General features: G+C 69.0%; 12 protein-coding genes. 7 read left to right on the forward strand and 5 right to left on the reverse strand.

Annotated features, from left to right (window positions below):
• Positions 1–97 precede the first annotated feature (97 nt).
• Both ACF062_RS09280 and ACF062_RS09285 read left to right on the forward strand, forming a co-directional pair.
• Complete coding sequence (locus tag ACF062_RS09280; protein ID WP_392137149.1) at positions 98–247, forward strand: hypothetical protein; 150 nt, start codon at positions 98–100, stop codon at positions 245–247.
• 705 nt (positions 248–952) lie between these two features.
• Complete coding sequence (locus tag ACF062_RS09285) at positions 953–1078, forward strand: hypothetical protein (protein ID WP_392137150.1); 126 nt, start codon at positions 953–955, stop codon at positions 1076–1078.
• Between the two features lie 81 nt (positions 1079–1159).
• Here the strand turns inward: ACF062_RS09285 and ACF062_RS09290 are convergent, their stop codons facing one another.
• Positions 1160–1720: a TetR/AcrR family transcriptional regulator gene (locus tag ACF062_RS09290; protein ID WP_392137151.1), complete on the reverse strand. Its 561-nt coding sequence runs from the start codon at positions 1718–1720 to the stop codon at positions 1160–1162.
• Between the two features lie 141 nt (positions 1721–1861).
• Here ACF062_RS09290 and ACF062_RS09295 point away from each other — a divergent pair, with 141 nt between their 5' ends.
• A complete protein-coding gene (locus ACF062_RS09295) occupies positions 1862–3454 on the forward strand; it encodes a carboxylesterase/lipase family protein (protein WP_392137152.1) in 1593 nt (530 codons plus the stop codon).
• 1022 nt (positions 3455–4476) lie between these two features.
• Here the strand turns inward: ACF062_RS09295 and ACF062_RS09300 are convergent.
• The 3 genes from ACF062_RS09300 to ACF062_RS09310 all read right to left on the reverse strand — a co-directional run bounded on the left by ACF062_RS09300 (position 4477) and on the right by ACF062_RS09310 (position 9901).
• Entirely contained in the window at positions 4477–7332 is a 2856-nt protein-coding gene (locus ACF062_RS09300; RefSeq protein WP_392137153.1) for a tetratricopeptide repeat protein, read from the reverse strand.
• Positions 7329–7739 carry a hypothetical protein gene (locus tag ACF062_RS09305; protein ID WP_392137154.1) on the reverse strand — a complete coding sequence of 137 codons (411 nt, stop codon included), beginning with the start codon at positions 7737–7739 and terminating at the stop codon, positions 7329–7331. Before ACF062_RS09305 ends, ACF062_RS09300 begins: the two co-directional genes overlap by 4 nt.
• A gap of 1544 nt (positions 7740–9283) precedes the next feature.
• Positions 9284–9901, reverse strand: a complete 618-nt coding sequence (locus ACF062_RS09310; RefSeq protein WP_392137155.1) for a CGNR zinc finger domain-containing protein — start codon at positions 9899–9901, stop codon at positions 9284–9286.
• 83 nt (positions 9902–9984) lie between these two features.
• Here ACF062_RS09310 and ACF062_RS09315 point away from each other — a divergent pair, with 83 nt between their 5' ends.
• The 3 genes from ACF062_RS09315 (at position 9985) to ACF062_RS09325 (ending at position 11777) form a co-directional block, all read left to right on the forward strand.
• Positions 9985–10326, forward strand: a complete 342-nt coding sequence (locus tag ACF062_RS09315) for a VOC family protein (protein ID WP_392137156.1) — start codon at positions 9985–9987, stop codon at positions 10324–10326.
• 32 nt (positions 10327–10358) lie between these two features.
• The gene (locus ACF062_RS09320; RefSeq protein WP_392137157.1) at positions 10359–10835 is read left to right on the forward strand and encodes an SRPBCC family protein; all 477 of its coding nucleotides are present in this window, start codon (positions 10359–10361) and stop codon (positions 10833–10835) included.
• A gap of 465 nt (positions 10836–11300) precedes the next feature.
• Positions 11301–11777, forward strand: coding sequence for a hypothetical protein (locus tag ACF062_RS09325; protein WP_392137158.1), 477 nt, complete (start codon positions 11301–11303; stop codon positions 11775–11777).
• Here the strand turns inward: ACF062_RS09325 and ACF062_RS09330 are convergent.
• Complete coding sequence (locus tag ACF062_RS09330; protein WP_392137159.1) at positions 11699–12859, reverse strand: magnesium and cobalt transport protein CorA; 1161 nt, start codon at positions 12857–12859, stop codon at positions 11699–11701. The genes ACF062_RS09325 and ACF062_RS09330 overlap by 79 nt on opposite strands.
• A 148-nt stretch (positions 12860–13007) precedes the next feature.
• Here ACF062_RS09330 and ACF062_RS09335 point away from each other — a divergent pair, with 148 nt between their 5' ends.
• On the forward strand, positions 13008–14180 hold the full coding sequence (locus ACF062_RS09335) for a winged helix DNA-binding domain-containing protein (protein WP_392137160.1): 1173 nt from the start codon (positions 13008–13010) through the stop codon (positions 14178–14180).
• The last annotated feature ends 56 nt before the right edge of the window (positions 14181–14236 follow it).

Consider the following 14236-nt stretch of genomic DNA (forward strand, 5'->3'; position numbering starts at 1 on the left):
AGGTCGAGGGCTACGTCGAGTCGTCGCGGGCGCGCGTGGTACGTCGGGCCCAGGCCATGGGGCGGTATGAACGGCGCGGAGCATCTGTCTCGCTCCGGTGGCCGACCTCCAACTGCGCTCTCTGCTGGCCGAGGCCGCTTCGGCGCACGGTCCGGTGCTTGAGGACGAATTGACCAGTCTGTTCGCGCGCTTGGCCCGGGAGAGTGAAGGTATCCAGGATCTGGAGGACAGGCTGGTGGCGCGGTGAGCCCGCCGGGGCCGGTCCGCGGCCGCCCCGCCGCCCGACCACTACCGCCCGCCCGTGATCACCGCGGACGGCCTGGTCGTGGTTCACCGGGATGGCCAGGGGCGGTCTGCCACTTACGATTTCGCGGTCCTGCCCGCCGCGGCGCCGTTCCAGCGCTCCCTCGCGCGGCTCTTCGCCGCTAAGTGCGCGCTTTCTGGCAGCTGGGGGAGCGTCAAGACCAGCAGTGCCGCGTGGTGGGCGATCCGCCCGTTCGCGCACTTCCTCGGCGGGTATGAAGGTGCCCCGCAGGATGTCGACGGCATGACGGTGGGCGGTTCGTGTGGTCCACAGAGGGTCAGCGCGCTTACCGCCCCGAGGAGTTCCGCGCGATCCGCACAGCCGCTCGCCGCGCCTACCGCTCCGCACTGCTGCGGATCCGGGAGAACAGCCACCGCCTGGAGGCGTGGCGTTCGGGCACGGTCGGCTCGGCCACGCCGGAGTGGCTGCTGGGCGAGGCCCTAGAAACAACGCCGTGGCAGCCGCAGCCGGTTCGAGAGCCGCAACGTCAACGACCACGGTGCGGACAGCGCAGGCCGCCTGCTGAGCGAGGCCCTGGAGGCCACCGCGCACGCGAGAGCGGTCCTGGACGCCTGCGCAGCGGATGCGGACCGGCTGCTGGCTTGGCATGAAACCACGCCCCATGAAGAGCACGGCTACCCCGGAGAGGTGCGGATCGGCTCCTTCGGCTTCGGCACGGACGAGCGGGCCGCCAAGGACTGGACCCGCTCGGTCAGGCTGTCAGGCTCGCCCATGCGCCGCCTGCGCAAGACGGTGAACGACGACGTGGCCTGATGCTCGAGCAACTGTCCACCGTGGACAAGGGGCGAGCTCACGGCGCCATGGCGATCCTGCGCCCCCGGTGAAGCCCGAGCCTTACGCCTCCTCGGGCAGGTAGGTGGCCAACGCCCGCAGACCCGCCAGCACCTCGTCGGCGGTGGGCGCGGACTCGGGGTCGGTGAGATGCTGCATCATCAGGCCGCTGACGAGGGCGAGCTGCACTGAGCCGACGGTGCGGATCGTCGCTTCGGAGAGCTCGGTCTCGGCGGTTCCGGTGACCTCTCGCGCCATGCCACTGCGCCCTTGCCGCAGCCCCCCAGCCACCTGCTCGCGCAGTTCCGCATCGCGCTGCGCGCGCAGGACGGTCTCCAGATTGGCGATCCAGAAGGTCTTGTTGGCCGAGAACGCCTCGATCAGGCGACGCCATAGGGCGCCGAGGTCAGTGTCGTCCGCCGACGGCCCAAAGGCCTGGTCTCCCGAGTCGAGCGCCTCGAAGAGCGCCAGGTTGAGCAGCGCCTCCTTCGAGCCGAAGTGATAGCCGATCGCCGCCATGCTGACGCCCGCCGCAGAGGCAAGGTCGCGGACAGTGGTGCGCTCATAGCCCTTCGCGAAGAGGCACTGTTTGGCCGCCTCCAGCAGCTTCTCCCGGTTTCCCATGGCGCGGACCCTAGCAACAAGCCGCACGTTTGCGCCAGACGAACGCCTTAGGCAATCGCCTTAGGCGAACGTCTTGCGCATCTGCCCAAATCTTGCCTACGGTTCCAGGCACCGAAGATCACGCCGATTACGGGAGCCCAGATGAGCACCACGAAGTTACGCGTCGCTTTCCTTGCCGCGGCCACCGTCTCCGCCGCGCTCGCCGCCACGGTGATCACGGCCGGCACCGCCTCCGCGCGCACCAGCACCCAAGTCCTCCCCACCCGGGTGGTAACCGATGAGGGCCCGGTCCAGGGCACGGCCGCTGGGGCGGTGCGCACGTTCCAGGGCATCCCTTACGCAGCCCCGCCGACCGGAGAACGCAGGTGGAAGGAGCCGCAGCAGGTGCGCCACTGGTCGTCGCCGCTGGATGCCCGCACCCCGAAGAGCGCCTGCGCGCAGCCGACCGACCAGCCCATCTCGATCGAGGACGGCGGCAGCGAGGACTGCCTCTACCTGAACGTCACGACTCCGGCTGGGGGGATGGCCGGGCGGCTGCCAGTCATCGTCTGGATTCACGGCGGCAGCTTCACCTACGGCGACGGCGCCACCTACCGCGCGGCCAAGCTGGCCGCCGCACAGCAAGGCGCGATGGTCGTGACGATCAACTACCGGCTCGGCGCGTTCGGCTTCCTCTCCGCGCCCGGCTTGCGCGCACCAGCCAACCTCGGCCTTCTCGACCAGCAGGCCGCGCTGAAATGGGTCAACCGCAACGCCGGCGCCTTCGGCGGCGATCCCCGCAATGTCACGATCATGGGGCAGTCGGGCGGCGGCTACAGCGTCTGCGCCCAACTGGTCTCACCCGGAGCCCGCGGGCTCTTCAACAAGGCGATCGTGCAGAGCGCGGGCTGCGTCGGACCGGACGGCTCGTTCACCCGCACGCAGGCGGAGACCAACGGCCTCATCGTCGCCAAAGCCGCGGGCTGCGACGGTCCACGTACCACCGACTCCTGCCTGCGGCGCAGATCCACCGGCGAACTCATCAAGGCGTCCATCTCCGGGCACGACGGCTACCGGCCCGTGGTGGACGGCAAGGTGCTGCCCGAGGCCCCGTCACGGGCGATCGCCGCCGGGCGGTTCGGCCGGGTACCGGTGCTGCACGGCTCCACTCACGACGAGATGAGCGGACTGGCCGGGCTCGACGAGATCACGACAGGGAGGCCACTGACCGCCGAGGGGTACACCAAAAAGGTCACCAAGCAGTTCGGCAAGGACGCTCCCGCAGTCCTGGCCGAGTACCCAGCCGCGAACTACCCGGCACCCGGGGCGGCGCTGTCGGCCGTGCTCACCGACTCGGAGTGGTCAACCGCGGCGCTCGACACCCAGCGCGCCCTGGCCCGCTACACCCCCGTCTACGCCTACGACTTCGCCGAGACCCAGGCCCCCTACTTCAAGAGCGTGCCGCGGCCGGCGAGTTTCTCGCTCGGTACCGGCCACATGATCGACCTGGCCTATCTGTTCGACAACGACCTGTTCGAGCCGCTCGACGCCGCGCAAGCCGGGCTGTCGGACACGGTGACCGCCTACTGGAGCCGCTTCGCGAGCACAGGGCAGATGAACAAGTACGGCATGCCCACGTGGAAGCGGTTCACGACCAGCCGCCCGTACGTGCAGCGGCTCGCGTCCGGCCGCATCGGGCAGACCGACTTCGCAGCCGACCACCACTATGCCTTCTGGAAGGCGCTCGCCTCCTGACAGGGAGGTGGCTTCTGACGACGGAGTACGCGACAGCCGGAACGCCGCCATTTGCGGCTGGCGACGCGGTTCATACCGGCGTCCCCTCATGACCAGGCGGGCCTCGCCGGTCAACATCCGCGCGTCACCACTGTCGCTGCGGCAGCTCTGACAGGCTGCCGCAGCGACCCAACGGCATCCCCGGAGAGTGACACAGCCATCGCGAAACTGAAGGAGCTACGAGCGTCGGATGCCGCTGAGGCAACCATGACGTGCTGGCCAGTCTCCTCACTCAGGGCTGTACGTCAGCACCTGTGACCAAGGGCTCCACCGGTATCCGGCCCCCGAATAGGTGACGCGCATTCGCGCGGCGACGCCCCACTCGACGTTGTCACCGGGGTATCTTTCCGACCACACAAGGCCATCCACGTGCCTGCTTCGTGCAGACGCCTTAATGGTGCCAATGCCGGTGGAGGCCCACGGCGTCCACCTACCGTTCCGATAGCCGCGGTACTGAATCTCGTAGCGGACGGAGACGGGACTCGCGAAGTTCCCGTTTACATACCCGTGCACGTCCATGGTGACGACGTTGTTACGATCAGGATCGTTGTCGATGCATGCCGCACCACGCGCTTTGCCGATACCTTTCGGGCTGCCGCACACCGCGTCGTCCGCATGCGTCACGGACACAGGACCAGCCAACATGGCGCCAGTGAGTGAAGCAACAACGCCGATGTATCCGAGCCTTTTCAATGCCTCACTCCAGGGTCCCGAGGAATGGGCGATAAAGCTACCCAATTTCCCCGTGAACCTGCGGGATCGGCGGCGTGCCACTCCAGGGAGTGACAGCTCTTCCACGCGTGACGCCTTCCACTGAAGAAGGCAGGGCTGTGAACCGGTTGATCGCACCTCCCTCCTTCAACACGCGAACTGCACGGTGGACAGCAGCTCGCAGGTGCGCGGGCGGCGGGCGGTGAGGTCCATCGCGGGGTTGGTGACCGGCCGGCGGCATGAGGTCAAGGAAAGACCTGCCGAGCTTGCGCTCAGCCTCGTTGCTCTCGCAGGTCTTCCCGGAACCCTACGGTGTCGGGATGGTCAGGGCCCAGGACCCTCTCGCTGTCGATGAGCAGCTGCTCCAGCAGCTCGATGGATTTCTCCTGTTGCCCCGCAGCCCAGTAGCAGGCGCTGAGGAATCGGCGGAGGTGGAGCATGTCGGGGTGGTCGGCACCCTGAATGTGCTCGAAGTCCGCCAGTGTCTGTACACCGTGGGCAATGGCCTCGTCCACTTTCCCCAGCTCCGCGTACGAGGCGGTGAGCACGTAGTGGAAATACGAGGTGAACAGGTGGGCGCCGCCGTCGAGTGCGGCCATCACCGATTTTCCGATTTCTACAACGTCGTCGAACCGCTCCGCATTGAAGTAGGCAAAAGCGAGACCGCTCCTTGCCATTAGGGTGTAATAATCGTTGACGCCCAGTAAGCGTGTGCGGTGCGCGACGACCTGTTCGTGGAGGCTGATCGCCTCTTCTGAGCGGCCGGCCTCCATATAGATGTCCGCAAGGATGCTGCGGGCTTCCAGACTTTGGGTGTGGTCGGCGCCGAAGACGCGGTCGTGGTCAGCGATCAGACCTTCCCCCAACATGACCGCCTCCGCCACCCGGCCGGCCTTCACGAGACAGCCGGCGAGCTGGGTCCGGGCTCTGAGGGTGTGGGGGTGGTCGTTGCCCAGGTGTCGCACGCAGTCGGCGACCGCCACCTCAAGGAGGGCGGCTGCGGCCTCCGTCTGCCCACCACCCCGGTATTCGCCGGCCAAGGCTATGCGCGCGGTCACGGTGGCAGGGTGGACGGTGCCGAAGACCCGCTCGTGGTCACGGACGACCCGCTCCTGGAGGGCGATCGCATCCTGCTTCCGACCCGCCATACTGTAATACCCGCTCAGGTCCGTGCGGACGCTCAGCGTGTGTGCGTCGTCGGCGCCCAGTGCACGCTCGCAGTCCGCTGCGAGGGCCTCCTGGAGGCGCACTGCCTCGTCGAGGCGCGAGGTCATCATGAGAATCCCGGCGAGCAAATAGCGGCATTCCAGCGTGTCGAGGTGGTCGGGTCCCAGCACGTGCGCCGATTCTGCGGCCACCTGCTCCAGGAGGGACACTGCCTCGTCTGGCCGTCGCTGCACCGCGCGGCAGGTCGCGAGGTAGCCACGGCTCTTGAGCGTCTGGGGATGGCTTCGCCCCAGGACACGCTCGCGGCCCTGGACCGCGCGAGCGAACACCCCCTCGCCTGACTGCACGTCACCCTCGTGAATGTGACAGCAGCCCAAGTCGTTGAGACTCTCCAAGGTGTCGGGGTGGTCGGCTCCCAGCAGTCGCGTGCGGTCGGCGACGACCCCCTCCAGGAGCCTCAGGGCCCGGTGAGACTCCCCGCTTTCCATGAGGGCCCCCGCCATGCGGTGCCGTGCATGGAGCACTTCGGGCGTGTCGGGCGGGAACGTGGCCTCGTACACACGCATGATCCCCTTCCACAGCGGCAGCGCCTCGTCATCCTGGCGCTGCTCGTGGAGGCGTTCGGCTGCGTCGAGGTACACCGGCAGGGCGGGAGCGTCGTCGTAGCCGTCCGGCACCGTGGAGACCAGTACCAGGAGGTGGGGCAGACAGAGGTCCCACGTCGCCTGCGGTGCCGGGCTCGCCACACCCTCGGGATGCAGGGCGTGGCGCAGGACGCGGGTTGCTTCGGTGCGCCCGCGCGCGGCGGGCAGGGGCGTCAGCGACAGCCCGGCTGGATCCGGAGTGCGGCGCAGGGTGAGTTGCAGGAGGCGGTGGATGCGCACCGCAGGGCCGGTGAGGTGGACGAGGTTGTAGGTCGCGAGGACGCCCAGGGCCTTGTTCAGTGTGCGTCCGTCGGGGCACAGGGGGGCGAGCAGTCCGCGTGGGCAGTCGTCGGGGGAGAGCCAGGCCAGGGCGTACAACAGAGTGATCGCCGCGTCGCTCTGCTCCTCGACGGCGGCCAAGGTCACGTTCCACACCCGTGCAATGGTGCGCTCGGGGTCGATGCCGGAAGCCGCCTCGTCCAGCATCAGCCCCAGGTCGTTGTAGAAAGAGACCAGGGTCGTCCCGGTCTGCCGCAGATAGGCGCCGGCCTGGTGAAGGGCGAGCGGCAGGTTGCCCAGCGCGGTGGCCAGCGCACAGGCGTCGGCGTACTGCGGGCTGCAGCGGTCGGAGGACTCGCCGCAGGCAAGCTCGTAGAGAAGGTCAGCCGCCGAGGTGTCGTCGAGCACATCCAGGCCGACGGCCCGTGTGCTGGACCAGCCATGGGCGCGGCGGCTGGTAATCAGATGGTGGCCGCCGGTCAGCCGGCCCAGGTACGGTTCGGCGTCGCGTGGTTCGTCCACGTTGTCGAAGATCAGCAACCATCCGGGGTGCCACTGCAGCCAGACACTTGCCCAGGCCGCCCGCACCTCCACCCCGACGCCGGCCGCCCACTGGGGGTGCAGATACGCAGTGAGGGCGGCCAGGGAGGAGTCGATCTGCGCCGGGGAGTCCGCGTTGATCCACCAGATCAGACTGTAGTGCTCCCGGTTGCGGTGCGCGTAATGGACGGCGAGGGTGCTCTTGCCGATACCGCCCATGCCGTGCACCACGTGGGAGCGAGTCTGCTCCACACCCTCATGTGGCCTGAACAGCCCGTGCAACTGCGCCAGTTGGGCGTCACGGCCAACGAACGCCCGGTCCGGCGGGTACGGAAGGTTCCAGGAGTGCGGAGGCGCGCCGACCTCCTTCGCGCTGTGGAGGTCTTGCTGTGTCAGCACGGTGACGCTGACATGGTCACCGGTGTTGGCGAACCCCGAAAGCGCGTCGGCCGCAATTGACCGGGCCCCGGAGGCATGGTGCGCGCCCGAGGCGGTCATGACGAGGTCGGGTCCGTCGTGTGGCGGCCGTGGACCGTGATGTGGGCTCCGTCGGCCGTGCTGACGACGCCGATGTTGTCGCCTCCGACGGCCACCGACCGCTCCCCGGACGCGGTGACCGTTCGTGGGGCGCCGGCGAGCAGATTTCTCAACTCCTCGAAGAGTTCCGGATCTTCGCTCATCGCGTGCCTGAGCTGCATGCGCAGGGCCGCAGCTCCGTCGTCGGCGGCAGGCCCGGTCGTCACCGCATCCTCGACGGCCTGCTGCAGCATGGCGCGCCGCGTCGGCGAGATACGGTTCCAGACCTTGAGAAGGACTTGCCGTCCAGCGTTCACCGTCGCATCGGCGGCCGCATCCTCGGCGCGGGACAGGACGTTGACGCCGTATGCGGCGAGCGCGGCCGCCACGTATGGGCCCATCTGATCGACTGCCTGGACGATCTCAGTTTCCATATCCGCTCCCTCGACTCGACACCCCGTACGTACCCCGAAGGGACATCACATGTACCCGGTTCGGTTCCGGGTCGTCGGAGAGCTGCGGAGTACGCCGTTCCCCCGACGGCCCCGCCTGCTGACCGACCTGGCACATCTGCTTCCTTGGAGCGGCACGATTGGCCACCCGAGTCCGAAACTCCAGCCGCAACGCGGTACCGGATCATGGCCTGCCAACACTTCTGACAGCAACATCGGTTTCGGTCGTCACACCATCGACGCTGAACCCTCCACCCAAGTCGAAGGTCAAGCTGTTGTCGACGCACCGGAGAGGCACGCCCCCACCGCGAGTGCTCCCGCCCGCGCGCATCACCCGTATCGGCGATCGCGCAACGCCTGTTGCAACTGCTGGCGTCGGGGCGCCTGGCGCTGAGCTGCGGACATCCCCCTAGACCTGCCTCGCGCCACACATGGCCGGCCTCGCTGCCCATCCATCCTGGGCGCCGGTGCTCAGGTCCCAAGTCTTGACCTCGCCCGACGCGAGTTCGGCGCTGAGGGCGAACGCCGAGCCATCGACCCGGTCCGCGCGTTCGGACGCCGGCAGCGCCCTGGTGCAGTGGAACGCGTACTTCACCACCGGCGTACCGCCCGAGGCGCTTCACGACTTCCTCGTCGCGCTCGACGTCAGCGCGGTGCCCGATATGGGCGTCGAGGAGCCCGAGGCGGTGGTCACGGCGCTGAGCGCCCAGGGCTGGATCCGCGACCGCCCCCGCACCGCCGCCACGGACCCCGGACGCTCGCCTCACCGGCCCCGGTGGCACGCCCCCGGCTGCCAAGCCTCAGCGCTGCGAGCGCTGCGGCTCCACCGGCTTCCTCGCCCACCACCGCGACCTCATCGAGGCACCTGCCTGGTGTATCGACTGCCACGAATGGGCCGACACCGCCCCGGCCCCGGCCAGCCACCCCGGCGAGGACCGCTGAGCCCTCCCCACCGGCCACAACGGCTTGTGCGCCGTACGCGCCTGTCCGCTTCCTCCCCGCCGCCTACCTCAACGGAGGTTCCTTGTCCCTGCCGCTGATCCGGCTCGCCATCGGCCGTACGGACGGCACCGCGCACTACGGTGTCCTGCTCGACGCCGCCCAGCCGCTGACCGTGTGCGCCACCCACTCGCCCGACCTTCAGCCCATCGGCGAGAACACGGCGCACTCCCTGTGCCAGAGCTGCACCCGCGCATGGCTCATCCTCACCACACCGCCGCACGTCGGCGGCGAGCCGGATTTCCGCCTGCCGCGGGCGCGGGCAAGAGCGCCGCCGCGCACCGGCCGCCCCGTGGCCACCTGCTCGGCTACTGCGGCCAGACGCTCGATGACCGGCCGTCCACGGCGCGACGCGTGTGCGCCAACTGCACCGGGCTCGACGCCGCTCTTGACCGCTTCCACAAGCAGCACCCGGTTGGTTGGGCGCTCCATCAAGGTGAGGGGCGCGCCCCGTTGCGTCTACACGCTCAAGACCACGACGGTCAGTGTTCGGCGTGGGGGTTGCTCTTTCGGTTGTAGGCGGCGCGGGCTTTGGCACGGTTGCCGCAGAGTTCCATGGAGCACCAAGTGCGGCGCCGGTTGCGGGAGTGGTCGTAGTAGGCCCAGCGGCAGCTCGGCTCACGGCACGCCTTGAGGCGGGGCCATGTTCCGTCGGCCACGGCGTTCGCTACGGCGATCAGGAGTGTGGCCATCGCGGCGTCAATGGGGTCACTGGTGGCGGGAGCGAGCCGCGGCGGCTGACGGCTCACGTCGAGTGTCAGTGGGATCTGCGCGGTGAGTGCGGCCAGGGAGGCTTGGGCGGCTGGGTCGAGGCCGTCGGGCCGGGGGCTGGCGACAGTTTCGGCATTGTTGGCGGCGATCAGTGCCCGCAGGCCCTCGCGTACGGATGCCGCGCGGGCGCGCTGGGCGTCGGTCACGTCTGTCCGCGCGGGGGTCAGCCCACGGTCGTGGAGCCACTGGGAGAGCTGCTGCGGTGCTGCGATCAGATCGCCGTCGGCGCGGCGGGTGTTGATGAACTCTTCGATCCAGCGCAGCGGCCCGGGAGCCGTGTCCGCGGAGGCGTTGTCCGGACGCGGGCCGGTGACCGGGTTCGACGTCATGAGCACCATTCTAACCGTCTATTGACAGTAGCCGGGTACCTCACTAGCGTCATGCTTACACCGGTTAGATCGAAGGGGTAATTGTGAGCATCAGCATTGGCAACGTTTGTATCGACACCACCGACCTGGCAGGGGCCTCCGCCTTCTGGCAGGCGGTGACCGGGTACGAGGTCGCATCATCCGACGACACCACGGTCTATCTGCAGGACCCGGCCAAGAGCGCGGCGGGACTGTCCCTGCAGCAGGTGTCCGAGCCGCGCCTGGGCAAGAACCGGCTGCACCTGGACCTGTCGACCGACGACCTTGCCGGCCAGGTCGACCGGATCAGCGAGCTCGGGGCCACCGTGGTGCGGCGGTTCGACGAGGGCGGCTGGGTGGTGTTGGCCGATACCGACGGCAACCAGTTCTGCGTAGTCGCCGCATAACCGCGGGCCCGACGAGACAGGGAGAAACAGCGATGGCCTCAGTGATCAGAGAAGTCTTTATCGAGGCTCCGGAGGAGTGCTGCTGGGACCTGCTCGGCGACTTCGCCGAAGGCCCACAGCGCTTCGCGCCCGGCTACGTGACCGGCAGTCTTCTCACCGAGCCCGGCGAGCGGCTTGTCACCTTCACCACCGGTGACGTGGTGCGAGAACGCCTCATCGCCATCGATGACCAAGCTCGCCGAATCGTCTGGGCATGGGTCGGCGACGCCGTCCAGCCCATCCACAACAACTCATCCATGCAGGTCTTCGCACATGGCCCTGACCGCAGCCGACTGGTCTGGGTACACGACGTACTGCCGGACGAGCTCGTCACCGGCCTCGCCGCCGCGATGGACGGCGGCCTACCGGTCATCAAACAGACCCTTGAGGCTCACGCCAACCAGCAGCTTGGCCAGATTGTGCCGGGACCAGCGCCAGCCAAGCAGGAGCCAGCGCCGCTCGGATACTGATGCCGAAGCCAGGTTCGGCCCCGACAAGACGGCCGAGCGCCCCGCACCACCCGAAGCCCTAAGCTCCGGGCTGAGGCGGCGGATACGCCTCCTGCGACCTCGGGCCCGGACTCTTCCCGCTCGCGGCGGTGAACGGGTCCGGGCAGCGCCCAGGCTTCGTCAGCGAGCCCGAACCCCATGACGGCTCCAGCATCGGCACCCGGCGGCTTCGACGAACCCGAACTGCGCCACATCGTGAAGCACACCTGCGAGGCAGCAGACCTCGACGGAGCGAACGCTCGCCTCCTGCGCGGACACACCAACGCCGTCATCCTGCTGCCCGATTCCGCCGCAGTGGTCAAGGTCGCCCGTCGGGGCACGCGGTCGCCATGGTGCGACGCACCACCCGCTTTGTGCACTGGCTGATGGACCGCGGCTTCCCTGCCGTGCCGCTGTACCCCGGGCCGGAACAGTCTCTCCTGGTAAATGGACGTCCGCGCCATCCGCAAGTCCATCGCAGCCATCACCGCCCTGCCCCCAGCGACGCTCCGCTTCCTCACCGAACGCGTCGACCGGCTCGAAGCCGAACTCGACGAGGTGCTGTGCGACTGGGACACCGTGGCACACGGCCACCCGGAGTGGGACCTGGTCACCATCGAGGTCCACTGCCGACGCTTTGGCTACACCCCGCAGCACTACAAGGATTTCGCCACGGCCTACGGGTACGACGTCACCACGCTGGCCGGCTGCCCGACACTGCGCGACCTGCGCGAATTGCGCGCCCACGCGCGGTGCATTCTCCCCAGATTCTCCCCACAGGCCCAGAACGGCCGCTCCGCTTTGTTCGCGGACGCGAATCGAAGTCAGCGCATTCGGGCGGACTTCTACAGCCAGTCCCGCTTCTTGAAGACCACGTACAGGCTCGAACACACCACCGCCATCAGCAGGATCGCGAAAGGGTAGCCGTACACCCAGTGCAGTTCCGGCATGTGGTCGAAGTTCATGCCGTAGATCGTGCCGACGAGGGTGGGGGCGAAGAGGATGGCGGCCCAGCTGGAGATCTTCTTGATCTCCTCGTTCTGTTCGAAGCCCGCCTCCGCCAGCGCCCGCATCTCCGCGTTCTGCTGCTGCGTCACCAGGGTCGAGTTGACCGTGAGGATGTCGGTCAGGGCCTGGCGGAAGCCGTCGACGCGTTCGCTGGTGTGGGTGACGTGGTCGGCGACGTCGCGCAGGTAGCGCTGGAGTTCCTCGTCCGTGCCGTACTTCGCGAAGCCCGCCATCAGGGCGTGCAGCATGCCGACCAGGGGGCGGGTGGCACGCTGGAACTCGACCATCTCGCGGGAGAGTTCGTAGATGCGGCGGGATACCTCCGGGGCGCCGCTGAAGACCTCGGTCTCGATCTCGTCGATGTCGTTCTGGACGCCTGCGACCACCGGGGCGTAGCCGTCCACCACCGCGTCGAGGATCGCGTAGAGCACCGCCTCGGGGCCGAGTTCGAGCAGCTCGGGGCTCGCCTCCATGCGGCGGCGGACCGCCGAGAGGTCGGGGGCAGCGCCGTGCCGCACCGTGATGACGAAGTCGGGGCCCACGAACACGTGCAGCTCGCCGAAGTCGACCTCCTCCGGGGCGTCGAGGTAGCGGGCCGCGCGCAGGACGACGAAGAGCGTCTCGCCGTACCGTTCCAGCTTCGGGCGCTGGTGGGCCTCCATCGCGTCCTCGACGGCCAGCTCGTGCAGATCGAACTCGGCGGCGAGGGAGAGCAGTTCGGCTTCCGTCGGCCGGGCGAGGCCGATCCAGGCCATGCCGTCCCGCTGCTCGCGCAGCTCCCGGAAGGTGTCCGCGAGGGAGGACGGCGTCGCCACGCGGACTCCGCCCCGGTACAGCGCGGCCTGGATGACGCTGTCCGCCTCCCGCTGCTCCGCGGTGGCCCCGGCGGGCGTCGCGGGGCCGGGGTCCGCGAGGGGCGCGGCCGCCGGGGGCCGTGTCGTGCGCCGCCACGTGTGCTTCTTCGCGGTCGATGCCGGACGGGCTCGGCGCTCCGCCATGCTGGCCGCCTCCAGGTCGTGTCGAACGTATGTCTAGATGGCCACGGAGCAGGATATACGCCCCAAAAGACTCAGGAGTGGCGGCGACGCGAACGGGCCCCATGAATCGCGGACCGTACATGTCCGCAAGGCCCGCTAGCGTCGGTCCATGACCAAGACGACCAGGACCCCGGCCCTGACCGGCGGCGCCGCCCCCGTACTCCGGACACGCGCGCTGAACCGGGCCACGCTCGACCGGCAGCTCCTCCTGCGCCGCTCCCGCGAGCTGTCCGTCACGGACGCGGTCACCCACCTCGTCGGGCTCCAGGCGCAGAACGTCAAGCCGCCCTACTACGCCCTCGCCGCGCGCCTTGAGGACTTCGACCCGCGTGAGCTGTCCGCGCTCCTGGAGTCGCGCGAACTGGTCCGCATGGTCACGATGCGCTCCACCATCCACCTGCACACCGCCGCCGACGCCCGCGTCCTGCGGCCGTTCACGCAGGACGCGCTCGAACGCGAGCTGGGCGTGTTCCGCGCCGGGCTGGCCGGCGTCGACCTGCGGGAACTCGCCGAGATCGCGCGCGAGGCCGTCGAGGCGGAGCCCCGCACCATGAAGCAGCTCCGCGAGACGCTGCTCGTGCGGTGGCCCGACGCCGACCCGCAGTCCCTCGCGATCGCCGCCCGGTGCACGCTGCCGCTGGTCCAGATCACCCCGCGCGGGCTGTGGCGGCGCAGCGGGCAGGTCGCGCTCACCACCGTCGAGAAGTGGCTCGGCCCCGACACACGAGCGGACGCCGCGCGGCCCCCGGCGCCCGAAGACGTCGTGCTGCGCTATCTCGCCGCCTTCGGGCCCGCCTCCGTCAAGGACATGCAGACCTGGGCACGGATCACCCGCATGCGGGAGGTCTTCGAGCGACTGCGGCCCCGGCTGCGGACGTTCCGCGACGAGAACGGCGTCGAGCTCTTCGACCTCCCCGACGCGCCGCGCCCCGACCCGGACACGCCGGCGCCACCCCGCTTCCTTCCCGAGTACGACAACCTCCTCCTCTCCCACGCCGACCGGACCCGTGTCGTGCCCGCCGAGTACAAGGGACGCACCTGGCAGGGGAACTTCGCGTACTGCGTCTTCCTGCTCGACGGCTTCCTCGCCGGGGTGTGGCGGCTGGTGGAGGACGCCAGGAGCGGGGAGGCCGTGCTGACCATCGAGCCGTTCGGGGACCCGCGGCGCGCCGCGCGGGAGGAATTGACGCGGGAGGCCGAGCTGATGCTGACGCGGATCACCGGGGCGGCCGACGCCCCTCCCTCGTACGACATCCGTTTCGGGGCCGTCATCGGCCGTTGACCCCCGCGTGTACATGTGCGTACGTATCCCCGTGGGGGAACCGCGCCGCCATTCCC

Source organism: Streptomyces sp. NPDC015345, from assembly GCF_043078805.1.
GTDB lineage: Bacteria > Actinomycetota > Actinomycetes > Streptomycetales > Streptomycetaceae > Streptomyces.

Bases quoted from the DNA above. Each gene is read 5' to 3' on its own strand.
- ACF062_RS09330 (WP_392137159.1), bottom strand. From the start codon at position 12,859: ATGGCGGAGCGCCGAGCCCGTCCGGCATCGACCGCGAAGAAGCACACG.
- ACF062_RS09335 (WP_392137160.1), top strand. From the start codon at position 13,008: ATGACCAAGACGACCAGGACCCCGGCCCTGACCGGCGGCGCCGCCCCC.
- ACF062_RS09320 (WP_392137157.1), top strand. From the start codon at position 10,359: ATGGCCTCAGTGATCAGAGAAGTCTTTATCGAGGCTCCGGAGGAGTGC.
- ACF062_RS09325 (WP_392137158.1), top strand. From the start codon at position 11,301: ATGGACGTCCGCGCCATCCGCAAGTCCATCGCAGCCATCACCGCCCTG.
- ACF062_RS09290 (WP_392137151.1), bottom strand. From the start codon at position 1,720: ATGGGAAACCGGGAGAAGCTGCTGGAGGCGGCCAAACAGTGCCTCTTC.
- ACF062_RS09310 (WP_392137155.1), bottom strand. From the start codon at position 9,901: ATGACGTCGAACCCGGTCACCGGCCCGCGTCCGGACAACGCCTCCGCG.
- ACF062_RS09295 (WP_392137152.1), top strand. From the start codon at position 1,862: ATGAGCACCACGAAGTTACGCGTCGCTTTCCTTGCCGCGGCCACCGTC.
- ACF062_RS09300 (WP_392137153.1), bottom strand. From the start codon at position 7,332: ATGACCGCCTCGGGCGCGCACCATGCCTCCGGGGCCCGGTCAATTGCG.